Genomic DNA, 20,020 nt, shown 5'->3' with positions numbered 1-20,020 from the left:
CCTTGCGGAGCCGGTCAACGCGTTACTAGGATGTCCTAGTATTCAGCCGCCAGGTCAGCCAAGGGGCAGTCATGAGCACAACCATCCAGCACTTCATCGACGGCAAGCGAAGCAATCTCGCCAGCACCCGCACCGCCGACGTCTTCAATCCCAGCACCGGTGAGGTGCAGGCCCAGGTGCTCCTGGCCAGCGCCGCCGACGTGGACACCGCGGTGGCCTCGGCCGTCGAAGCCCAGAAAGAGTGGGCCGCCTGGAATCCCCAGCGCCGGGCCCGCGTGCTGATGAAGTTCATCGAACTGGTCAACGCCAACACCGACGAGCTGGCCGAACTGCTCTCGATCGAGCACGGCAAGACCGTGGCCGACTCCCGCGGCGACATTCAGCGCGGCATCGAGGTCATCGAGTTCGCCATCGGCATCCCGCACCTGCTCAAGGGCGAGTTCACCGAGGGCGCCGGCGGCGGCATCGACGTGTACTCGATCCGCCAGCCGCTCGGCGTGGTCGCCGGTATCACCCCGTTCAACTTCCCCGCGATGATCCCGCTCTGGAAGGCCGGCCCCGCCCTGGCCTGCGGCAACGCGTTCATTCTCAAGCCCTCCGAGCGCGACCCCTCGGTGCCGGTGCGACTGGCCGAACTCTTCTTGGAGGCCGGCCTGCCCGCAGGCGTGTTCCAGGTGGTGCAGGGCGACAAGGAAGCCGTCGACGCGATCCTGGCCCACCCCGACATCAAGGCAGTCGGCTTCGTCGGCAGCTCCGACATCGCGCAGTACATCTACTCCACCGCGGCCGCCAACGGGAAGCGCTCGCAGTGCTTCGGCGGCGCGAAGAACCACATGATCGTCATGCCCGACGCCGATCTGGACCAGGCCGTCGACGCCCTCATCGGCGCCGGCTACGGCAGCGCCGGTGAACGCTGCATGGCCATCAGCGTCGCGGTACCCGTCGGAGAGGAGACGGCAAACCGGTTGCGCGCCAGGCTCGTCGAGCGGATCAACGGGCTGCGCGTCGGCCACAGTCTCGATCCGAAAGCCGATTACGGGCCGCTGGTCACCGGCGCCGCGCTCAAGCGGGTCCGCGACTACATCGATGCCGGCGTGGCCGCCGGAGCCGAAATCGTGGTCGACGGCCGCGAAAAAGCCAGTGACGAGCTGACGTTCGACGACAACAGCCTCGAAGGCGGGTTCTTCATCGGCCCCACACTGTTCGACCACGTGACCACCGACATGTCGATCTACACCGACGAGATCTTCGGCCCGGTGCTGTGCATCGTGCGCGCGCACGATTACGAAGAAGCCCTGCGACTGCCCACCGAGCACGAGTACGGCAACGGCGTGGCGATCTTCACCCGCGACGGTGACGCCGCCCGCGACTTCGTCTCCCGCGTCCAGGTCGGCATGGTCGGCGTGAACGTCCCGATCCCGGTTCCGGTGTCCTACCACACGTTCGGCGGCTGGAAGCGCTCCGGCTTCGGCGACCTCAACCAGCACGGCCCGCACTCGATCCTGTTCTACACCAAGACCAAGACCGTCACCGAGCGGTGGCCGTCGGGCATCAAGGACGGCGCCGAGTTCGTCATCCCGACAATGAATTAGAGCTGCCATGAGCTTTCTGACCCTCGACGACGACGAACGCGTGATCGCCGAGACGGCGGCCGCGTTCGCCGCCAAACGCCTGGCGCCGCATGCCTTGGAGTGGGATCACACCAAGGAGTTCCCGGTCGACGTGCTGCGCGCAGCCGCCGAACTGGGCATGGCGGCCATCTATTGCGGCGAGGATGTCGGCGGCAGCGGACTGCGGCGATTGGACGCGGTGCGGATCTTCGAGCAGCTCTCGGCCGCCGACCCCGCGCTGGCGGCGTTCATCTCGATCCACAACATGTGCGCGTGGATGATCGACACCTACGGCACCGCCGATCAGCGCAAGTCGTGGATCCCGCGACTGGCTTCGATGGAGGCGATCGCCAGCTATTGCCTCACCGAGCCCGGTGCCGGGTCGGACGCATCGGCGTTGCGCACCAAGGCGGTCCGCGACGGCTCAGGACCAAACGCGGACTACGTGCTCGACGGCGTCAAGCAGTTCATCTCCGGCGCGGGCAGCTCGGACGTCTACATCGTGATGGCCCGCACCGGTGCCGACGGCCCGCGCGGCATCTCGGCGTTCATCGTCGAAAAGGGCATGCCGGGGCTCAGTTTCGGCGCCCAAGAGGAGAAGATGGGCTGGAACGTGCAGCCCACCGCACAGGTGATCCTCGAGGGTGTGCGGGTGCCGGCCTCGGCGATGCTCGGGGGCGCCGAGGGCGAGGGCGGCGGCTTCGGCATCGCGATGAACGGGCTCAACGGCGGCCGGCTCAACATCGCCGCGTGCTCGCTGGGCGGCGCGCAAGCCGCCTACGACAAGGCCACCAGCTATCTGGCCGACCGCCAGGCCTTCGGCGGGGCACTGCTCGACGAGCCCACCATCCGGTTCACGCTCGCCGACATGGCCACCGCGCTGGAGACGTCCCGGCTGATGCTGTGGCGGGCGGCCGTCGCCCTCGACAACGGCGAGCCGGACAAGGTCGCGCTGTGCGCGATGGCCAAACGCTATGTCACCGACGCCTGCTTCGAGGTCGCCGACCAGGCGCTGCAACTGCACGGCGGCTACGGCTACCTGCGGGAGTACGGGCTGGAGAAGATCGTCCGCGATCTGCGGGTGCACCGAATCCTCGAGGGCACCAACGAAATCATGCGCGTGGTCATCGGGCGAGCAGAAGCTGCCCGGGCACGCGCAACGGCATGAGGCAAAGGAGCCTGCACATGACGACGATCGCGTTCCTGGGACTGGGCCACATGGGTGGGCCGATGGCGGCCAATCTGGTCAACGCCGGCTACCCCGTGCGCGGCTTCGACCCGGTGCCCGACCTGCGTGCGGCCGCCGAGGACAAGGGCGTGGCGGTGTTCGACGCCGGTGCCGCCGCGGTGGCCGGGGCCGACGTCGTCATCACCTCACTGCCCAATGGCGCGATCGTGAAAGCCTGCTACGCCGAGGCACTTCCGGCCGCCAATGCCGGCACACTGTTCATCGACACCTCCACGATCTCCGTCGACGACGCCCGCGAGGTCAACGCCCAGGCCTTCGCGGCTGGCATGGCCCAGCTCGACGCGCCGGTGTCCGGCGGCATCAAGGGCGCCACCGCGGGCACGCTGGCATTCATGGTCGGCGGCGAGGCCGACGCGCTCGAGCAGGCCCGGCCGGTGCTGGATCCGATGGCCAGCAAGGTGATCCACTGCGGATCCTCCGGTGCCGGGCAGGCCGCCAAGCTGTGCAACAACATGGTGCTGGCGGTGCAGCAGATCGCGATCGGCGAGGCGTTCGTGCTCGCCGAGAAACTCGGCCTGTCGGCGCAGTCGCTGTTCGACGTGATCACCGGGGCGACCGGCAACTGCTGGGCAGTGCACACGAACTGCCCGGTGCCCGGACCGGTTCCGACCTCACCGGCCAACAACGACTTCAAGCCGGGCTTCGCCACCGCGCTGATGAACAAAGACCTCGGCCTGGCGATGGCCGCGGTGTCGTCGACCGGCGCCACCGCCCCGCTGGGCACCCACGCCGCCGAGATCTACGCCGCATTCGCCGAACAACACCCCGACCTCGACTTCAGCGCGGTCATCGACACCCTGCGCTAGAAATCGCCTGCGTGGTGGCGCAACGTCTCGATGGACGCCACCAGTGCGCGCGCTTCCTGGGCGGACACCCCGACGTCGGCGAACACCTGCGCATTGAGCGTCTTGGTGGCGTCCTCCACGGTCGACCGCCCGAGTTCGGTGATCTGCACCAGCGTGGTGCGCCCGTCGGTGGGATGCGGCACTCGCCGGACCAGACCGTCGGCCTCCAACCGGCGGATGGCGTGGGTGACGCTGGTGACGTGCACCTGCAGGCGGTCGGATGCTTTGGTGATCGGCAGCGCGCCGGTCCGGCTGAACGCCAGCAGCCGCAACAGCTCGAACCGGGAGAAGCTCAGATCGTAGGGGCGCAGCGCGTTCTCCACCCGGGCCAGCAGGATCTGATGAGCCCGCATCACCGACGTCACCGCCACCATGCCCTCGGCGACGTCACCCCAGCCGGCACGCTCCCAGTTCCGGCGCGCCGCGGCGATCGGGTCCGGCTTCTCCGGCGGAGTCGAATCGGCAGGCATCCGCCCATTCATACCGCATCGGCGCGGTCTACAGGCTGCGCTGTAGCAGCACGTCCCCGGTTTGGGCCTTGACCACCTGCACCGCGGCGATCTTCTCCATCGGCATCGACGTGCTGCCCGACGGCGAGGCCGACTCGCCTTCGCGGGCCATCCAGGTCGCCAGCTGAACCCGGCTGCCGTCCCGGCCCACCGCGTACAAGGCCAGCTTGTCACCCGCTTCGGCGGCTTCGGACCCGATCTCGTCGTGGTAGGTGCAGGTCATCTCGACGTGGGTGCCCCACCCCATCGGGGTCACCTGCACGGTCGCCTCGAACGAGGACGGCGTCACCGGTGTCATGGTGACGCCCGGGGCCGACGCCTGCGGGGGCGGTGTCGTCGGCCCGAACGGCGCCGGTTTGATCGCGACGAGCACCCCGATGGCCAGCACCGCGGCGGCCGCCGCGGCCACCGTCCAGGTGACCCACCGGCTGCGGCGCCGACGGCGGCGCACTTCGAGCAGCACGCCGTCGAGCAGCTGCGGACGCAGCGGCGGCGGTTCGATATCGCCGCTGTCGATCGCGGCGACCTCGTCGGGGCTCAGCATCGCCAGCAGGGCGGGCATGCCGCTGAGCTCGCCCACCGAGGATCGGCACGGCGCGCAGCCGCTCAGGTGTGCTTCGTATTCGCGGCGCTCGGTGCTCGACAGTGACCCCAGCACATAGGCGGCGTCCCAAGTTTCGTACGGATCGTGCGGATCGTTCATCGGGTCACCCCCATCTCCTGCAGCGTCAAGCGAAGCGCACGCACCGCGTAGTGCAGCCGCGACTTCACCGTGCCCTCGGCGATCGCAAGGTCGGCCGCGATCTGCGCCGTGGTCCAGCCAAGATAGTAGGAACGGCGCACCACAGCGCGGTGGTCGGGCGACAACTGGGCCAGCGCGTCGCCGATGAGCAGCCGGTCCAGTGCCGAGTTCACCTCGTCGGGGCCGGTGGGCTCGGGGGCACCCTCGGTGTCCAGCGAGTCGGTTTCCCGGCGATACCGCGCGCTGCGCCGTTCGTCGATGATCATGTTGCGGGCCACGGTGAACAGCCACGCCCGCGCGGAGCGCTCGGCGTCGCCGGCCACCTCCGGGTGCTGCCAGGCCCGAAGCAGGGTTTCCTGGACCACGTCCTCGGCGCGAGCCGGGTCGCCGGTCAACCGCAGCGCGTAGCGCCACAGCGCAGCCGCGTGCTCCTCGTAGAGCACCCGCACCAACGCCGCCTCCGGGTCGTCCATGGTCAACCTCCCGGCGGATACACGTAACCGGTGGGTGTTTGGTTCACAGTCTGCGCCGCATTCGGCGCGACCGGCTAAGCGGTGAGGATCCGCGGTCCGTCGTCGGTCACCGCGACGGTGTGCTCCCAGTGCGCGGCCCGCGACCCGTCGGTGGTGACGACGGTCCACTCGTCGGCCAAGATCCGGGTCTTGGTGGTGCCCAGGGTCAGCATCGGCTCGATGGCCAGCACCGACCCGGCGACCAACAGCGGTCCGCGGCCGGGCTGGCCCTCGTTGGGCAGGAACGGGTCCATGTGCATCTGCCGGCCGATGCCGTGCCCGCCATAGCCGGCGACGATGCCGAATCGCCGGCCGTAGGTCCGTTCGGCGGCGCGGGTGCCGGTCTCGATGGCATGCGAGACGTCGGTGAGCCGGTTGCCCGGGACCATCGCCGCGATACCGGCCTCCATCGACTGCCTGGTCGCATCCGACAACGCCTCGTCCATCGCGATCAGCGGGCCGATGCCGAAGGTCACCGCGGCGTCGCCATGCCAGCCGTCGATGATCGCACCGCAGTCGATCGACACCAGGTCACCGGTGGCGAGCGTCTCCTCCGCTGTCGGGATGCCATGCACCACACGGTCGTTCACCGACGAGCAGATGCTGGCCGGATATCCGTGGTAGCCCAGGAACGACGGGATGCCACCCGCCTCCCGGATCACCGTCTCGGCGACGTCGTCGAGATCCTTGGTGGACACCCCGGGTGCGGCAGCCTCCCGAACGGCCCGCAGCGCAGCGGCCACCACCGCCCCGGCGGCGGCCATCGCGTCCAACTCACCCAGCGTGCGGGCGGGAACGGTTTTGCGATTGCGCAGCCCGGGCAGTGAGACCATCGAGAATCAGCGGCCGAGTGCGTGCAGGGCCCGCGCGAACACCTCGTCCAGGCTGCCGACGGCGTCGACGGTCTTGAGTTCGTCGGCGTAGTAGTCCAGCAGCGGCGCGGTCTCGTCGCGGTAGACCTTGAACCGGTTGCGGATGGTGTCCTCGTTGTCGTCGGCGCGACCGCGGCCCATGAGCCGGCTGACCAGCTCCTCCTCGGGCACCCGGAACTCGAGCACGGCGTCGAGCTTGAGGTTGCGGCGGCTGAGCATCTGCTTGAGCGCCTCGGCCTGCTCCACCGAGCGGGGGAACCCGTCGAGGATGAACCCGTCGCTCACGTCGGCGTCGTCAAGGCGGCTGTCGACCAGCGCATTGGTGAGCGTCGCGGGAACCAGGTCACCGGCGTCGAGGTACTTCTTGGCCTCCAGGCCCAACTCGGTGCCGGTGCTGATGTTGTGCCGGAACAGGTCACCGGTGGAGATGTGCGGAATGCCGAACTTCTTCGCCAGGTCCGCGGCCTGGGTTCCCTTGCCCGCACCCGGCGGACCGAGCAAAACGATTCTCACTTCAGGAACCCTTCGTAGTTGCGCTGCATGAGCTGGCTCTCGATTTGTTTGACCGTATCCAAGCCGACGCCGATCATGATCAGAACCGCGGTGCCGCCGAACGGCAAGTTCTGGATACCGCCACTGTTGCCCATCTGCAGGAACACGTTCGGCAGCACGGCGATCACGCCCAGGTAGATCGAGCCGGGCAGGGTGATCCGGTTCAGCACGTAGCGCAGGTAGTCGGCGGTGGGCTTACCGGGTCGGATGCCGGGGATGAAGCCACCGAACTTCTTCATCTCGTCGGCACGTTCGTCGGGGTTGAACGTGATCGACACGTAGAAGTAGGTGAAGAAGATGATCAGGCCGAAGTAGATGGCGACATAGACGGGGTCGGCGGGGTTGGTCAGGTAGTTGGCGACGAAGCGGTCCCACCAGCCGTTGCTCGGGGTGGTCCGGCCGCTCTGGATCAGCTGGGTGATCAGGTGCGGGATGTAGATCAGCGACGAGGCGAAGATCACCGGGATGACGCCGGCCTGGTTGACCTTCAGCGGTAGGTACGTCGAGGTTCCGCCGTACATCCGCCGGCCCACCATGCGCTTGGCGTACTGCACCGGGATACGACGCTGACCCTGCTCGACGAAGACCACGCCGATGATGATCAGCAGCGCCGCGGCGCAGACGGCGGTGAAGATCATGCCGCCGCGGCTGTCCAGGATGCTCTTGCCCTCGGCCGGGATGCGGGCCGCGATGCCGGCGAAGATCAGCAGCGACATGCCGTTGCCGACACCGCGCTCGGTGACCAGCTCGCCCATCCACATCACCAGCGCGGCACCCGCGGTCATCACCAGCACGATGATCACCAGGGCGAAGATGCTGGTGCTCTGCAGGATGTCCAGGGAGCAGCCCTGCAGCAGACCGCCGTTGGCGGCCAGCGCCACGATGCTGGTGGCCTGCAGGATGGCCAGCGCGATCGCCAGGTAGCGCGTGTACTGGGTCATCTTGGCCTGACCGGCCTGACCTTCTTTACGCAGCTGTTCGAATCGCGGGATCACCACCGTCAGCAGCTGCACGATGATGCTGGCGGTGATGTAGGGCATCACGCCGACCGCGAAGACCGTCAGTTGCAGCAGCGCGCCGCCGGAGAACAGGTTGATCAGCGAGTAGATCTGCGCCCCGCTGCCACCGCTGACCTGCTCGATGCACTGGTGGACGTTCTTGTAGTTGACCCCGGGGGACGGCAGGGATGCGCCGACCCGGTACAGGATCACCACGCCCAGGGTGAACAGGATCTTTCGCCTCAGGTCGACCGTCCTGAGCGAAGAGATGAAAGCCGAGAGCACTCTTCCTCCTGGGCAGCCGGACGGGAGTCTCAGCGTGCCAATGGGGCTGGTCTGGCCAGCGTTCGGGTAATCCTGCCTTGCACCGATCGCCGCCGGGTTTCGCACCTGCAGCATCGCGCGCTCAAACAGTCTACGAGAGTAACAGTTGGCCCAGGCAGGGCGGGAATCCACGGAGCGGCGCCGGGCATGTGCACACAGCGGACGCCCAGCGGGAATCGCGTACAGTCGACAGTGGTTATATCGGCTAAGTATCAGTTGCAGCAGTGAGGCCCTCGATGACCCGAACCGACAACGACTCCTGGGACCTGGCGTCCAGCGTGGGAGCCACCGCGACCCTGGTGGCCGCCGCTCGCGCCGCGGCGAGCCGGGAGACCGCCCCCCTGATCGACGACCCCTTCGCCGAGCCGCTGGTGCGCGCGGTCGGCGTCGACTTCTTCACCCGAATGGCCACCGGCGACCTCCCGAGCGCCGAGGAACAGACGGCCGTGGGCGTGACCCGGATGACCGACAACATCGCGGTGCGGACGAAGTTCTTCGACGACTTCTTCTTGTCGGCGTCTGCCGACGGGGTACGCCAGGCCGTGATCCTCGCCTCCGGTCTCGACGCGCGCGCCTACCGGCTGGACTGGCCGGACGGCATGGTCGTCTTCGAGATCGACCAGCCCGAGGTCATCGCATTCAAGACCCAGACCCTCGCCGGCCATGGCGTCGCACCCACGTGTGATCGCCGGACCGTGGCGATGGATCTGCGCAACGACTGGGCCGGTGCGCTGCGCGAAGCCGGCTTCGATCCGCAGGCACCGACCGCGTGGAGCGCCGAAGGCCTGCTGGGCTATTTGCCGCCAGACGCACAGGACCGACTGCTGGACACCATCACCGAACTGTCCGCACCAGACAGCCGGGTGGCCATCGACGGTGTTCCGCCCACACCGGTGGACGAACAGGCGCGCACCCGCGAGGACATGAAAGCTCACGCCGACCGCTGGCGCGAGCAGGGCCTCGACCTCGACTTCGGCGCCCTGGTCTTCCTCGGTGAGCGCAACGAGCCCAGCGCCTACCTGGCCGACCATGGTTGGCGGGCCACCAGCTCCACGGTCAACGAGCTGCTCACGGCCAGCGGGCGGGCCTGCCTCGACGACGACGAGCCGATGGGCAAGCTCTACTACCTCAGCGCGGTCTACGGCGGCGGCCGATGAGCCGCAGCGACGCCGACTCCTGGGACCTGGCCACCAGCGTCGGCACCACCGCCACCATGGTGGCTGCCGCCCGTGCGGTCGCCAGCACCGAAGACAACGCCCTCATCGACGATCCGTTCGCCGCCCCGCTGGTACGCGCCGTCGGCATCGACGTGTTCACCAAGATGGTCGACGGCGAGATCGACATGGCCAAGGTCGACGGCGAGGGCACCGCCCGGGTGATGACCGACGTGATGGCCGTCCGCACCCGCTTCTTCGACGACTTCTTCCTCGACGCGGCCGCCGCCGGGGTGCGCCAAGCCGTCATCCTGGCCTCCGGGCTGGACTCCCGGTCATACCGGCTGGACTGGCCCGCGGGCACCGTGGTCTACGAGATCGATCAGCCCAAGGTCATCGCATTCAAGACCGAGACGCTCTCGGGACTGGGTGCCTCCCCCACCGCGGAGCTGCGCACGGTGAGTGTCGATCTGCGCGAAGACTGGCCGGCAGCGTTGCGCGACAACGGTTTCGACGCCACCTCGCCCACCGCGTGGAGCGCCGAGGGACTGTTGGTGTACCTGCCGCCGGACGCCCAGGACCGGCTGTTCGACAGCATCACGGCGCTGTCCGCACCGGGCAGCCGCATCGCCACCGAATACCACCCGGACGGCGGCTCCGGCCTGGCCGACCGGTCGAAACTGATCAGCGAGCGCTGGCGCGAGATGGGCCTTGATCTCAACATGGCAGACCTCTTCTACGCCGGTGAGCGCAAGCCCGTCATCGACTACCTCGAGGGCCTCGGCTGGCAGGTCAGCGCGCGCAGCCGCCCCGAGATGTTCGCTCACTACGGGCGTGAGTTCCCCGCCGGTGACCTCAGCGCCCCGCTGAGCAACTCGTCATCCGTCACAGCGATTCGAAAGTAAGACCATGACCGACACGCCATCCGTCCGCTACGACGGCGACACCTGGGACCTGGCATCCAGTGTGGGCGCTACCGCCACCTCGGTGGCCGCCTCACGCGCGCTGGCCTCCCACGGCCCCGACGCGCTGATCCACGATCCGTACGCCGACACGCTGGTCAAGGCCGTCGGCGTGGAGGCCCTCGTCCGCGTCGCGACCGGCGAGGCGACCGTCGAAGACGACGACCCGATGCTCAACCGCCGCAGCATGATCGAGCAGATCGCGGTGCGAACGCGGTTCTTCGACGACCTGTTCACCAACGCGGCCCGCGACGGGGTGCGCCAAGCGGTCATCCTGGCCTCCGGACTGGACACCCGCGCCTATCGGATGAGCTGGCCGGCCGGGACGACGGTGTTCGAACTCGACCAGCCCCAGGTCATCGAGTTCAAATCCCGCGTGCTGGCCGACGAGGGCGTCTCCCCCACCGCCGAGCGCCGCGCCATCGGCATCGACCTACGCGACGACTGGCCGACGGCATTGCGGGACAACGGCTTCGACGCCAACCAGCCGACTGCGTGGATCGCCGAAGGTCTGTTGATCTATCTCCCGCCGGAAGCCCAAGACCGACTGCTTGACGACGTCACCGCGCTGTCGGCGCCCGGCAGCCGCCTCGGAACCGAGTTCATGGTCGCCGGCACCTCCCTGCCCGACACGTGGCGGGAGCGGTTCAAGAGCTATTCGGCGCGGATCGGCTCGGACATCGACCTGCCGTCGCTGTTCTACGAGGGCGACCGCAACGCGGTCGGCGACTACCTGGCCGAGCGGGGCTGGCGAGTCAGCACGCAGACCACCCGGGAGGCCTACGCCGCCAACGGGTTCAGCCTGCCGGACGACGAGATGGTCCAGCAGTTCGCCGACGCCGCCGGCTACCTGACCGCGACCCGCACCCAGGAGCAGTGATGGCACGCACCGACAACGACAGCTGGGACCTGACCTCCAGCGTGGGCGCCACCGCCACAATGGTGGCGGCCGGGCGCGCGATGGCCACCAAGGATCCCCGTCACCTCATCGACGACCCGTTCGCCGAACCGTTGGTCCGTGCGGTCGGCATCGAATTCTTCGTCAAGATGATCGACGGCGAATTGGACACCTCGCCGTTCGGCGACGTCACCCCCGAGCGGATCCAGTCGATGATCGCCGGAATGGCGATGCGCGCCAAGTTCTTCGACGACTACTTCATCACCGCCACGGCGAGCGGGATCCGGCAGGCGGTGATCCTGGCTTCCGGTCTGGACTCGCGCGCCTACCGACTGCCCTGGCCGTCGGGCACCGTCGTCTACGAGATCGACCAGCCCGCGGTGATCGAGTTCAAGACCGGTGTACTCGACGATATCGGTGCCCAGCCGACCGCGCAACGTCGCACCGTCGGCATCGATCTGCGAGACGACTGGCCCAGCGCGCTTCGAGCAGCGGGCTTCGACCCCGAACTGCCCACCGCGTGGCTGGCCGAAGGCCTGCTGATCTACCTGCCGCCGGAAGCCCAGGACACGCTCTTCGACACCATCACGTCGCTGAGCGTGCCCGGAAGCGCAGTGGCGACCGAATACGTCCCCGGCATCATGGATTTCGACGCCGAGAAGGCCACCGCCATGACCGCCAACGTCCGCGATGAAGGACTGGACCTGGACATGGCATCGCTGGTCTATGCCGGACCACGCAGCCACGTGATGGAATACCTCGGCGGCAAGGGCTGGTATGTCACCGGCGTTCCCGGCGACGAGCTGTTCCGCCGCAGCGGATTACAGCCGCCCGACCGGGACGGCTACGACCCGCTGGGGGAAATCGTCTACGTCAGCGCCACTCTGGATTGAACCCCAGCCACAACAGACTGGTGCCGCTGAGCGCCTGCTCACCCTGATCCAGCACGCCGCGCACCGACTGGCCGAGCAGCACCGTGACCGCTTCCGACAGCGATGCCGCCGCCGGCTGCGACGAGGGCTTGGGGCGCAGGAAATCCCGCAGCGACGAGCTGGGATAGTTCACCAGATCGACCGAGGCGTCCACGTCGATGCCGGCGAGCACCTTGGCCCGGCGCACCGCCGTTCGCAATCCGCCCAACTCGTCGACCAGCCCACGCTCCAGCGCATCGGCCCCGGTCCAGACCCGGCCGCGGGCCACCGCGTCGACCGCCTCGACCGACATGTGCCGGGCCTCGGCGACCCGCTGGACGAAATCGGTGTAGAACAGGTCGGCCTCGGCCTCGACGAGCGCCTCCTGCTCCGGGGTGAACGGCGCATTGACCGACCAGGCGTCGGCATTGTCGTTGGTGCGAACGCTGTCAGAGCCGACCCCGAGCCGCTCCTTGAGCCCGCGCGCCACCAGCTTGCCGGTCAGCACACCGATCGACCCGGTGATGGTTCCCGGGTTGGCGACGATCGCATCGGCGCCCATCGCGATGTAGTAGCCGCCGGAGGCAGCCACCGCGCCCATGGAGGCCACCACCGGCTTGCCCTTGGCCCGAACCCTAGTCACTTCTCGCCAGATCGTCTCCGAGCCGGTCACCGACCCACCGGGGCTGTCCACCCGCACCACCACCGCGGCCACGTCGTCATCTGTGGCGACCTGGCGCAACGCCGCGCCGATGGTGTCGCCGCCGGCGCTGGCGCGCCCGAGCGGAAACCCCTGCGGGCCGCCGCGGCCGCTGACGATCGACCCCGCGACGGTGACCACCGCGATCCGCGGCCGCTTCTTACGACCGGGCACGGACGGCATCGGCACCGGCACCGCGGACCCGCTCTTGCGGGTCTGGGCGTAGCGGGACAAGTACAGCCGCGGCGGGGCGTTGTCATCGGAGTCGGCGTCACCGGTCTCCGGGGAAACTCCTTGAGCTCCAGTGAGTTCGGCGATGCGGCTGTATGCCTCGTCACGGAATCCGATGCGATCCACCAGACGACCGTCGACGGCCGCATCGCGCAATAGCGGCGCCCGGTTGGCCAGCTCGTCCACCGCCGCGACGTCGAGGTGGCGCGACTCGGCGATGGCCTGCCACACCTGACTGTGCAGGCTGGCGATCAGCCGGGAATCGGCCTCGCGGTGGGCGTCGGTGTAGTGGTCCTGGGTGAACAGGTTGGCCGCCGACTTGTACTCGCCGCGGGTGATGAACTGCGCCTCGATACCGGCCTTGCCCAGGGCATCGCGCAAGAACAGCGCATTAGTGGCGAACCCCACCAAACCCACGGTGCCCGTCGGCTGCATCCACACCTCGGAAAACGCCGAAGCCAGGTAATACGACAGCGTGCCCGGATAGGTCTCGGCCCACGCCAAGGACGGCTTCACCTCGGTGAAAGCGGCGATCGCCGCCCGAAGCTCCTGCACCGGCCCGGCCAGCGCAGGCGAAAGCTGCACCCGCGCAATCAGTCCCGCCACCCGCGGATCCTCGGCCGCGCGGTGGATCGCACCGACCGCGTCGCGCAACAGCATCGTGCGGCCACCACCGGTGACAAAGGCCAGCGGGTCGAAGCCGCCGACCTCCGGCGGCGCGGACTGCAGATCAAGCTCCAGGATGCAGCCGTCGGGCACGCCGTGGTGGCGGGCGGTGTCGATGCGACGCAGCACGTCGCGGACGTCGTCGGCGCCCGGAACGTCGGGCAGGAAGGCGAACATGATTCGAGGTTACCGGCGCCGGTGCCGGTGCCGGTCGGCACGCTCGTACGGTGAACAGGTGACGTTCTCCATCTCGATACCACAACTCGACGTCGACGGCTTCGACGGCGACGGCCTGCGCAGCTACCTGGCCCGCGCCGAAGAGCTCGGCTTCGAGGGCGGCTGGACGCTGGAACAGGTGATCGGGCCGACGCCGCTGCTGGCACCGATGGAACTACTGGCCTGGGCGGCGGCCTGCACCACGACGCTGCGGCTGGGGGTGGCCGTGCTGGTCACCTCACTGCACGACCCGCTACAGCTGGCATCGGCGGTCACCGCCGTGGACCGGCTCAGCCACGGCCGCCTCGAACTCGGTGTCGCCCCCGGCGGCGGGCGGCGCAAGTTCGCGGCGTTCGGCGTCGATCCGGCCACCTTCGTCAGCAGCTTCACCGAGGGGCTGGAGCTGATGAAGGCGGCCTGGTCCGACGAACCGCGAGTCAGCTTCCACGGCCGATTCCGCGACGTCGACGACCTTCCGGTGTCCCCGAAACCGGTGCAGCGCCCACACCCGCCGATCTGGTTCGGCGCCAACGCTCCTCGCGCGATCGCCCGCGCGGTGCGGCACGGTGACGCATTCATGGGGGCCGGTTCCTCGACGACGGAGAGCTTCGCGACGGCGGTGCGGACGCTGCGCACCGAACTGGCCGAGCAGGACAGGGACCCGGCGACGTTCCGGATTGGCAAGCGGGTGTATCTGATCGTCGACGATGACGCCGCCAAAGCCCGCGAGCGGGTACTGGCCGGACTGCGCCGGATCTACGGGACGATGCCCGGGGTGGACGCGGTCCCGGTGGCCGGCACACCGTCGGACGTGGCGCGCGGCCTGCGGGAGGTGATCGCCGCCGGAGCGCAGACCGTGCTGCTGAACCCGACCGGCGCGAACCTCGCCGAGGATCGCGAACAGATGGAACGCCTCGCCGCCGACGTGATTCCGCAACTGCGCTAACCGAATTCGCCGAGAGTTCGCCGATCGCCCCACCGCTCGGCCGTTCGCAGTTAACATCAACCGGCAAAGGTGGCAGCGAAGATCCGAGCCGGGGGCAAGCCGATGATGACGTGCGCGAACGAGACAAATCCTCTGAACGGTGTCGAAGCACGGCCCCCGCGCGGCGCGCGGATGTGGTTGAACGCCGGCGCGGTGACCCTCGGTGTCGGCGCCGCCATGGTCGCCGGTGCCGCGGTGGCATCCGCCGACACCGGATCGTCGAACGGCCCTTCGCCATCAGCCACGTCGTCGTCGACTTCATCCGCGCCGGCGAAGGCCAAGAGCGCGCGCAAGGCGGGGCCCAAGCCGGTGAGCTCCACCCGTCGGGCCGCGTCGGTGAAGCCGTCGGCGGAGGCCGGCACCGTCACCGCCCCGTCGACGACGGTGCGTGCGGCGGCTGTTCGCCGGACGCCGAGCGCGACGGCACTCGCGGCCGCCTCGACCACTGCCGCGGCCAGTGACCACCCGGGTGTCCTCGCCGTACCGACGCCCAACAAGATCCTGCAGAGCCTCGAAGAGTTCGGGCACAACGTCTACCTGACGGTCGCCAACCAGGTCAGCGGCACGCAGGCCAACCTGAACCTGCTGCGCGACGACCTGGCCAACGTCTTCGGCATCTCCCGGGTGACCATCACCACCCCGGGGGTCTACGGCAATGCGGCCCAGAACAAGCAGTACTACGTGGGCATGCAGGACTTCTACTCGGCCGCGATCGCGACCGTCGCAAGTGCCTACGGCCAACTCACCGGCACCGCACCGGATCTGGCAGGATTCACCGCCGCCGCGCTGAACACCGAGAGCCTGGTCTACCCCGGCTACAAGATCTATCGCGGGGTCGATGCGAACTGGTTCGTCAAGTGGACCGACAGTTACGAACTGCTGCAGGACAAGAACGTTCGCATCATCTCGCGCATCTACTACGGCGAGCAGAAGACCCGCGCGATCAACGACCTGGCGGCCGGGCTGCAGGATCCGACCAAGGTGATGATCGTGGCCATCACCGGCACGGTCGACGGGCGGACCACCCCGGGCGAGAAGATCGTGACCGTCATCGGCCTGGACACCACCCGGAACATCGTCACGATCAACGACCCCACCCAGGCCAACGGCCAGGGCCTCGAAATGAACTTCGACGATTTCGTCGACGAGTGGAGCAGCCAGAACTACCGGCTTGTCACCGCCCAACTCGCCGCCTCGTCGTCGACCCCGCTCCCGGCGCCGGCGACCAAACTGACGTGGGCCCTGCCCGCACCCAACGAGATCGGCCAGGCTCTGCAGAACGCCGGGAAGGCCGTCGCGCTGCTCGTCGTCCATCAGATCGAAGGCGCGCAAGCCAATCTCGGCGATCTCGCCAACGACCTCGGCTACACCTTCGGGATCAACGACCCCGACATCGGCCCGCCCGCACCGGAAAGCATCGAGTACGGCAACTACACGAAGAACTACCCGTACTTCGTCTACCAAGGCAACTACCCGACCTGCCTGCTGATGGCGACGGCCGCGGTCATCGGTCAACTCAGGGGCGGCGCGATGCCCGCCGATCTGGGCCAGCAGATCTACGACCTCGCGACGTCGACACCCAGCGGGGTGTATCCCGACGAGACGATCTACGAACCCACCGGGACCGGGCGCAACGGTCTGCACTGGGGCACCAACAGCGCCGATGCGGTCAAACTGCTGAACATGAACGGCATCAACGCGGACTGGACCACGTTCCTCAAGAGCCAGGGCGATGTCGCGATGGACACCATGACCTCTGCGCTCAGCCAGAACCAAGGGGTGATCGTCGCCCTCTCGAGTAACGTCATCTGGAATGCGTACACCCGCAAGTACTTCAACGAGACTCGCAGGGAGCCGGGCCCCAACGGTCCGCAGAGCGATCATGCCGTCGTGGTGATCAGCGTCGACATGACGAAGAAGGTCGTCTACATCAACGACAGCGCACTGGAGAACGGGCAGGGATTCCCGATACCGCTCGACGAATTCACCAAGGCGTGGCAGTACAGCAATTACTCGCTGATCACCGCCGAGCCCGCCGCCACCTAGCTACGCGCACGAAAAAGCCCCCGCCATCACGCGGGGGCTTTTTCGTTGCGTTGCTTTACAGTTCGGTGGCCGAACCGCCGGCGGCGGTGATGGCCTCGCGGGCGCTGCCGCTGAACTTGTGAGCGGTGACGTCGACCTTGGCGGTCAGCTTGCCGTCACCGAGCACCTTGACGAGCACGTTCTTACGCACCAGGCCCTTGTCCACCAGGTCCTCGACACCGACGGTGCCGCCCTGCGGGAAGGCCTTCTCGAGGTCACCGACGTTGACGACGGCGTACTCGGTGCGGAACCGGTTACGGAAACCCTTGAGCTTGGGCAGCCGCATGTGGATCGGCATCTGCCCGCCCTCGAAGGTCACCGGCACGTTCTTACGGGCCTTGGTGCCCTTGGTGCCACGACCGGCCGTCTTACCCTTGGACCCCTCACCGCGACCGACGCGAGTCTTCGCTTTCTTGGAGCCGGGCGCCGGCTTCAGGTCGTGCAGTTTGATGACGCTCATTTGACTTCCTCGACTTCGACGAGGTGGTGCACGACGTTGATCAGTCCGCGCGTCTGCGGGTTGTCCTCGCGAACCACCGACTGACGAATCTTCCTCAGCCCCAGGGTCCGCAGGCTTTCACGCTGCTTCCAGCGGGCACCGACGATGCCCCGCACCTGGGTGATCTTCAGCTCTGCCATGGTTATGCGCTTCCTTCACGCGCGGCTGCAGCAGCCAGCGCTTCGCTTTCCCGACGCGCGCGCAGCATGCCGGCCGGCGCGACGTCTTCGATAGGCAGCCCGCGACGAGCGGCCACCTCTTCGGGACGCTGAAGCAGCTTGAGCGCGGCAACGGTGGCATGCACCACGTTGATCGCGTTGTCACTGCCCAGCGACTTGGCCAGAACGTCGTGCACGCCGGCGCATTCCAGCACGGCGCGGCACGCGCCACCGGCGATGACACCGGTACCGGGGCTGGCCGGGCGCAGCATCACGACACCGGCCGCGGCCTCGCCCTGCACGGGATGGGTGACGGTTCCGCCGATCAGCGGGACGCGGAAGAAGTTCTTGCGGGCTTCCTCCACACCCTTGGCGATCGCGGCCGGCACCTCTTTGGCCTTGCCGTAGCCGACACCGACCAGGCCGTTGCCGTCTCCGACGATGACCAGGGCGGTGAAGCTGAAGCGACGACCACCCTTGACCACCTTGGACACCCGGTTGATGGTGACCACGCGCTCGAGGTAGTTGCTCTTCTCACCGCCGTCGCGACCGCCGCGTCCGCCGCGGTCACCGCGGTCGTCGCGACGGCCACGGCCGCCACGATCGTCACGTCCGCCGCTGCGCTGGACATCGGTCCGGGTGCCGGCGGAGGGGGCGCCGGTATCCGGCGCTGCGCTCTGCTCCGACATCATGCGGTCCTTCCGTTGTAAGCAGTCATCAGAATTTGAGTCCGTTCTCGCGGGCGGCGTCGGCCAGCGCCGCGATCCGGCCGCCGTAGGTGTTGCCACCGCGGTCGAACACGACGGCCTCGACACCGGCGGCCTTGGCGCGCTCGGCGATCAGCTGACCGACCCGGACGCTGTGGGCCTTCTTGTCACCGTCGACCGCGCGGACGTCGGCCTCGATCGACGAGGCCGCGGCGACCGTGGTGCCGTCGGCGTCGTTGACCAGCTGCACGTGGATGTGCCGCGACGAGCGGTTGACCACGAGGCGCGGCCGCTCGGCGGTGCCGACGACCTTCTTGCGCAGCCGGGCATGCCGACGCAGGCGCGAAACCCGGCGCGCGGCCGAGACAGTCGTGCCGACGGGCGTGCGATCGGTGGCTGCTTTCTGTGCTTGAGCCATGGCTTACTTACCTGTCTTTCCGACCTTGCGGCGGATCTGCTCACCCTCGTACCGCACGCCCTTACCCTTGTAGGGGTCGGGGCGGCGCAGGCGACGGATGTTCGCCGAGATCTGGCCGACCTTCTGCTTGTCGATACCCGAGATCGAGAACTTGGTGGGCGTTTCCACCGCGAAGGTGATGCCCTCCGGAGCCTCGATGACCACGGGATGGCTGTAGCCGAGCGCGAACTCGAGGTTGCTGCCCTTGAGCTGCACGCGGTAACCGACGCCGAAGATCTCCATCTTCGTCGTGTACCCCTGGGTGACACCGGTCACCAGGTTGGAGACCAGCGTGCGCGACAGCCCGTGCAGCGAGCGGCTGCGCCGCTCGTCGTCGGGCCGGCTGACCACGATCGCGCCATCATCGTTGCGCGACACCGTGATCGGCTCGGCGATCGCCAGCTCCAGCGTGCCCTTGGGGCCCTTGACCGACAGGTTCTGGCCGTCGATCGTCACATCCACACCGGCGGGAATGGCCACCGGCTGCTTACCAATACGCGACATGTCTTAAGCCTCCCTCACCACACGTAAGCGAGGACTTCGCCGCCGACGCCCTGTCGGGACGCCTGGCGGTCGGTCAGCAGGCCGGAGGATGTGGAGATGATCGCCACGCCCAGGCCGCCGAGCACCCGCGGCAGATTGGTGGATTTTGCGTACACCCGCAGACCGGGCTTGGACACCCGGCGCAACCCGGCGAGACTGCGCTCGCGGTTGGGGCCGTACTTGAGCTGAACAACCAGCGACTTTCCGACCCGGGCATCCTCGGTCCGGAAATCGCTGATGTAACCCTCGTTCTTCAAGATCTCGGCGATGTTCGCCTTGATCTTGCTGTGCGGGAGAGTCACCTCGTCGTGATACGCCGAATTGGCGTTGCGCAGACGTGTCAAGAAGTCTGCGATCGGGTCCGTCATGGTCATGACTGGGCCTGTCTACCTTCCTCGCAACGGTTCCCGGTCTGGGCCTGCTGCGCACCTGTTCTGTAGGGGTCTGTTACCAGCTGGACTTCTGCACGCCGGGCAGCTCGCCGGCATGGGCCATCTCGCGCAAGCAGATTCGGCACAGGCCGAACTTGCGGTAGACGGCGTGCGGACGTCCGCACTTGTTGCAGCGGGTGTATCCCCGCACCGCGAACTTCGGCTTCTTGTTGGCCTTGTTGACCAATGCCTTCTTTGCCATCT

At 67.9% G+C, this 20,020-nt stretch carries 24 protein-coding genes; 9 read left to right on the top strand and 15 right to left on the bottom strand.

Annotation, left to right across the window (positions count from 1 at the left end):
• The first annotated feature begins 71 nt into the window (after positions 1-71).
• The 3 genes from MSZK_RS01685 to mmsB are packed head-to-tail and all read left to right on the top strand — an operon-like array spanning position 72 to position 3,665.
• Positions 72-1,592 carry a CoA-acylating methylmalonate-semialdehyde dehydrogenase gene (locus MSZK_RS01685; protein ID WP_099244190.1) on the top strand — a complete coding sequence of 507 codons (1,521 nt, stop codon included), beginning with the start codon at positions 72-74 and terminating at the stop codon, positions 1,590-1,592.
• Between the two features lie 7 nt (positions 1,593-1,599).
• Positions 1,600-2,778: an acyl-CoA dehydrogenase family protein gene (locus MSZK_RS01680; RefSeq protein WP_099244188.1), complete on the top strand. Its 1,179-nt coding sequence runs from the start codon at positions 1,600-1,602 to the stop codon at positions 2,776-2,778.
• Positions 2,775-3,665, top strand: coding sequence for a 3-hydroxyisobutyrate dehydrogenase (gene mmsB / locus MSZK_RS01675; protein WP_371411270.1), 891 nt, complete (start codon positions 2,775-2,777; stop codon positions 3,663-3,665). Before MSZK_RS01680 ends, mmsB begins: the two co-directional genes overlap by 4 nt.
• Here mmsB and MSZK_RS01670 read toward each other — a convergent pair.
• The 6 genes from MSZK_RS01670 to secY form a co-directional block, all read right to left on the bottom strand.
• The gene (locus MSZK_RS01670) at positions 3,662-4,174 is read right to left on the bottom strand and encodes a MarR family transcriptional regulator (RefSeq protein ID WP_099244184.1); all 513 of its coding nucleotides are present in this window, start codon (positions 4,172-4,174) and stop codon (positions 3,662-3,664) included. The two genes, mmsB and MSZK_RS01670, sit on opposite strands and share 4 nt — an antisense overlap.
• Positions 4,175-4,202: 28 nt before the next feature.
• A complete protein-coding gene (locus MSZK_RS01665) occupies positions 4,203-4,916 on the bottom strand; it encodes an anti-sigma factor (RefSeq protein ID WP_099244182.1) in 714 nt (237 codons plus the stop codon).
• Positions 4,913-5,428, bottom strand: coding sequence for a sigma-70 family RNA polymerase sigma factor (locus MSZK_RS01660; protein WP_099244180.1), 516 nt, complete (start codon positions 5,426-5,428; stop codon positions 4,913-4,915). Before MSZK_RS01660 ends, MSZK_RS01665 begins: the two co-directional genes overlap by 4 nt.
• Before the next feature lie 74 nt (positions 5,429-5,502).
• Positions 5,503-6,300: a type I methionyl aminopeptidase gene (map, locus tag MSZK_RS01655; RefSeq protein WP_099244178.1), complete on the bottom strand. Its 798-nt coding sequence runs from the start codon at positions 6,298-6,300 to the stop codon at positions 5,503-5,505.
• Between the two features lie 6 nt (positions 6,301-6,306).
• Positions 6,307-6,852, bottom strand: coding sequence for an adenylate kinase (locus MSZK_RS01650; protein WP_099244176.1), 546 nt, complete (start codon positions 6,850-6,852; stop codon positions 6,307-6,309).
• Positions 6,849-8,174: a preprotein translocase subunit SecY gene (gene secY / locus MSZK_RS01645; RefSeq protein WP_099244174.1), complete on the bottom strand. Its 1,326-nt coding sequence runs from the start codon at positions 8,172-8,174 to the stop codon at positions 6,849-6,851. The genes MSZK_RS01650 and secY overlap by 4 nt, the downstream gene beginning before the upstream one ends.
• 275 nt (positions 8,175-8,449) lie before the next feature.
• On the opposite strand from secY, the gene MSZK_RS01640 reads away from it, so the two are divergent.
• The 4 genes from MSZK_RS01640 to MSZK_RS01625 are packed head-to-tail and all read left to right on the top strand — an operon-like array spanning position 8,450 to position 12,120.
• Positions 8,450-9,370, top strand: a complete 921-nt coding sequence (locus MSZK_RS01640) for a class I SAM-dependent methyltransferase (protein WP_099244172.1) — start codon at positions 8,450-8,452, stop codon at positions 9,368-9,370.
• The gene (locus MSZK_RS01635) at positions 9,367-10,272 is read left to right on the top strand and encodes a class I SAM-dependent methyltransferase (RefSeq protein WP_099244170.1); all 906 of its coding nucleotides are present in this window, start codon (positions 9,367-9,369) and stop codon (positions 10,270-10,272) included. Before MSZK_RS01640 ends, MSZK_RS01635 begins: the two co-directional genes overlap by 4 nt.
• A 4-nt stretch (positions 10,273-10,276) precedes the next feature.
• On the top strand, positions 10,277-11,209 hold the full coding sequence (locus MSZK_RS01630; protein ID WP_099244168.1) for a class I SAM-dependent methyltransferase: 933 nt from the start codon (positions 10,277-10,279) through the stop codon (positions 11,207-11,209).
• Positions 11,209-12,120, top strand: a complete 912-nt coding sequence (locus MSZK_RS01625) for a class I SAM-dependent methyltransferase (RefSeq protein ID WP_099244165.1) — start codon at positions 11,209-11,211, stop codon at positions 12,118-12,120. The genes MSZK_RS01630 and MSZK_RS01625 overlap by 1 nt, the downstream gene beginning before the upstream one ends.
• Here MSZK_RS01625 and sppA read toward each other — a convergent pair.
• Positions 12,101-13,912 carry a signal peptide peptidase SppA gene (gene sppA / locus MSZK_RS01620; RefSeq protein WP_099244163.1) on the bottom strand — a complete coding sequence of 604 codons (1,812 nt, stop codon included), beginning with the start codon at positions 13,910-13,912 and terminating at the stop codon, positions 12,101-12,103. The two genes, MSZK_RS01625 and sppA, sit on opposite strands and share 20 nt — an antisense overlap.
• Positions 13,913-13,970: 58 nt before the next feature.
• Here sppA and MSZK_RS01615 point away from each other — a divergent pair, with 58 nt between their 5' ends.
• The gene (locus MSZK_RS01615) at positions 13,971-14,897 is read left to right on the top strand and encodes an LLM class flavin-dependent oxidoreductase (protein ID WP_099244362.1); all 927 of its coding nucleotides are present in this window, start codon (positions 13,971-13,973) and stop codon (positions 14,895-14,897) included.
• Between the two features lie 56 nt (positions 14,898-14,953).
• On the opposite strand, the gene MSZK_RS01610 is transcribed toward MSZK_RS01615, so the two are convergent.
• The gene (locus tag MSZK_RS01610; RefSeq protein ID WP_233211066.1) at positions 14,954-15,256 is read right to left on the bottom strand and encodes a hypothetical protein; all 303 of its coding nucleotides are present in this window, start codon (positions 15,254-15,256) and stop codon (positions 14,954-14,956) included.
• On the opposite strand from MSZK_RS01610, the gene MSZK_RS01605 reads away from it, so the two are divergent.
• Positions 15,246-16,982: a hypothetical protein gene (locus tag MSZK_RS01605; protein WP_233211065.1), complete on the top strand. Its 1,737-nt coding sequence runs from the start codon at positions 15,246-15,248 to the stop codon at positions 16,980-16,982. The two genes, MSZK_RS01610 and MSZK_RS01605, sit on opposite strands and share 11 nt — an antisense overlap.
• Positions 16,983-17,037: 55 nt before the next feature.
• Here MSZK_RS01605 and rplO read toward each other — a convergent pair whose 3' ends face one another.
• From rplO to MSZK_RS01570, 7 genes are all read right to left on the bottom strand, one after another.
• On the bottom strand, positions 17,038-17,481 hold the full coding sequence (gene rplO, locus MSZK_RS01600) for a 50S ribosomal protein L15 (RefSeq protein WP_099244157.1): 444 nt from the start codon (positions 17,479-17,481) through the stop codon (positions 17,038-17,040).
• Positions 17,478-17,660 carry a 50S ribosomal protein L30 gene (gene rpmD, locus MSZK_RS01595; protein ID WP_099244155.1) on the bottom strand — a complete coding sequence of 61 codons (183 nt, stop codon included), beginning with the start codon at positions 17,658-17,660 and terminating at the stop codon, positions 17,478-17,480. Before rpmD ends, rplO begins: the two co-directional genes overlap by 4 nt.
• A gap of 2 nt (positions 17,661-17,662) precedes the next feature.
• Positions 17,663-18,370, bottom strand: a complete 708-nt coding sequence (gene rpsE, locus MSZK_RS01590; RefSeq protein ID WP_099244152.1) for a 30S ribosomal protein S5 — start codon at positions 18,368-18,370, stop codon at positions 17,663-17,665.
• A gap of 25 nt (positions 18,371-18,395) precedes the next feature.
• On the bottom strand, positions 18,396-18,803 hold the full coding sequence (gene rplR / locus MSZK_RS01585; protein WP_099244150.1) for a 50S ribosomal protein L18: 408 nt from the start codon (positions 18,801-18,803) through the stop codon (positions 18,396-18,398).
• A gap of 3 nt (positions 18,804-18,806) precedes the next feature.
• A complete protein-coding gene (gene rplF / locus MSZK_RS01580; protein WP_099244148.1) occupies positions 18,807-19,346 on the bottom strand; it encodes a 50S ribosomal protein L6 in 540 nt (179 codons plus the stop codon).
• 14 nt (positions 19,347-19,360) lie between these two features.
• Positions 19,361-19,759 carry a 30S ribosomal protein S8 gene (gene rpsH / locus MSZK_RS01575; protein ID WP_099244146.1) on the bottom strand — a complete coding sequence of 133 codons (399 nt, stop codon included), beginning with the start codon at positions 19,757-19,759 and terminating at the stop codon, positions 19,361-19,363.
• A gap of 73 nt (positions 19,760-19,832) precedes the next feature.
• Positions 19,833-20,018 (bottom strand): type Z 30S ribosomal protein S14, encoded by a 186-nt coding sequence (locus tag MSZK_RS01570; protein ID WP_083031301.1) that lies wholly within the window; start codon positions 20,016-20,018, stop codon positions 19,833-19,835.
• Between the last annotated feature and the right edge of the window lie 2 nt (positions 20,019-20,020).

The sequence above is a fragment of the Mycobacterium sp. shizuoka-1 genome (genome assembly GCF_002723835.1).
In the GTDB taxonomy this organism is placed as follows: Bacteria; Actinomycetota; Actinomycetes; order Mycobacteriales; family Mycobacteriaceae; genus Mycobacterium.
This window is presented reverse-complemented; position numbering and strand designations above follow the sequence as displayed.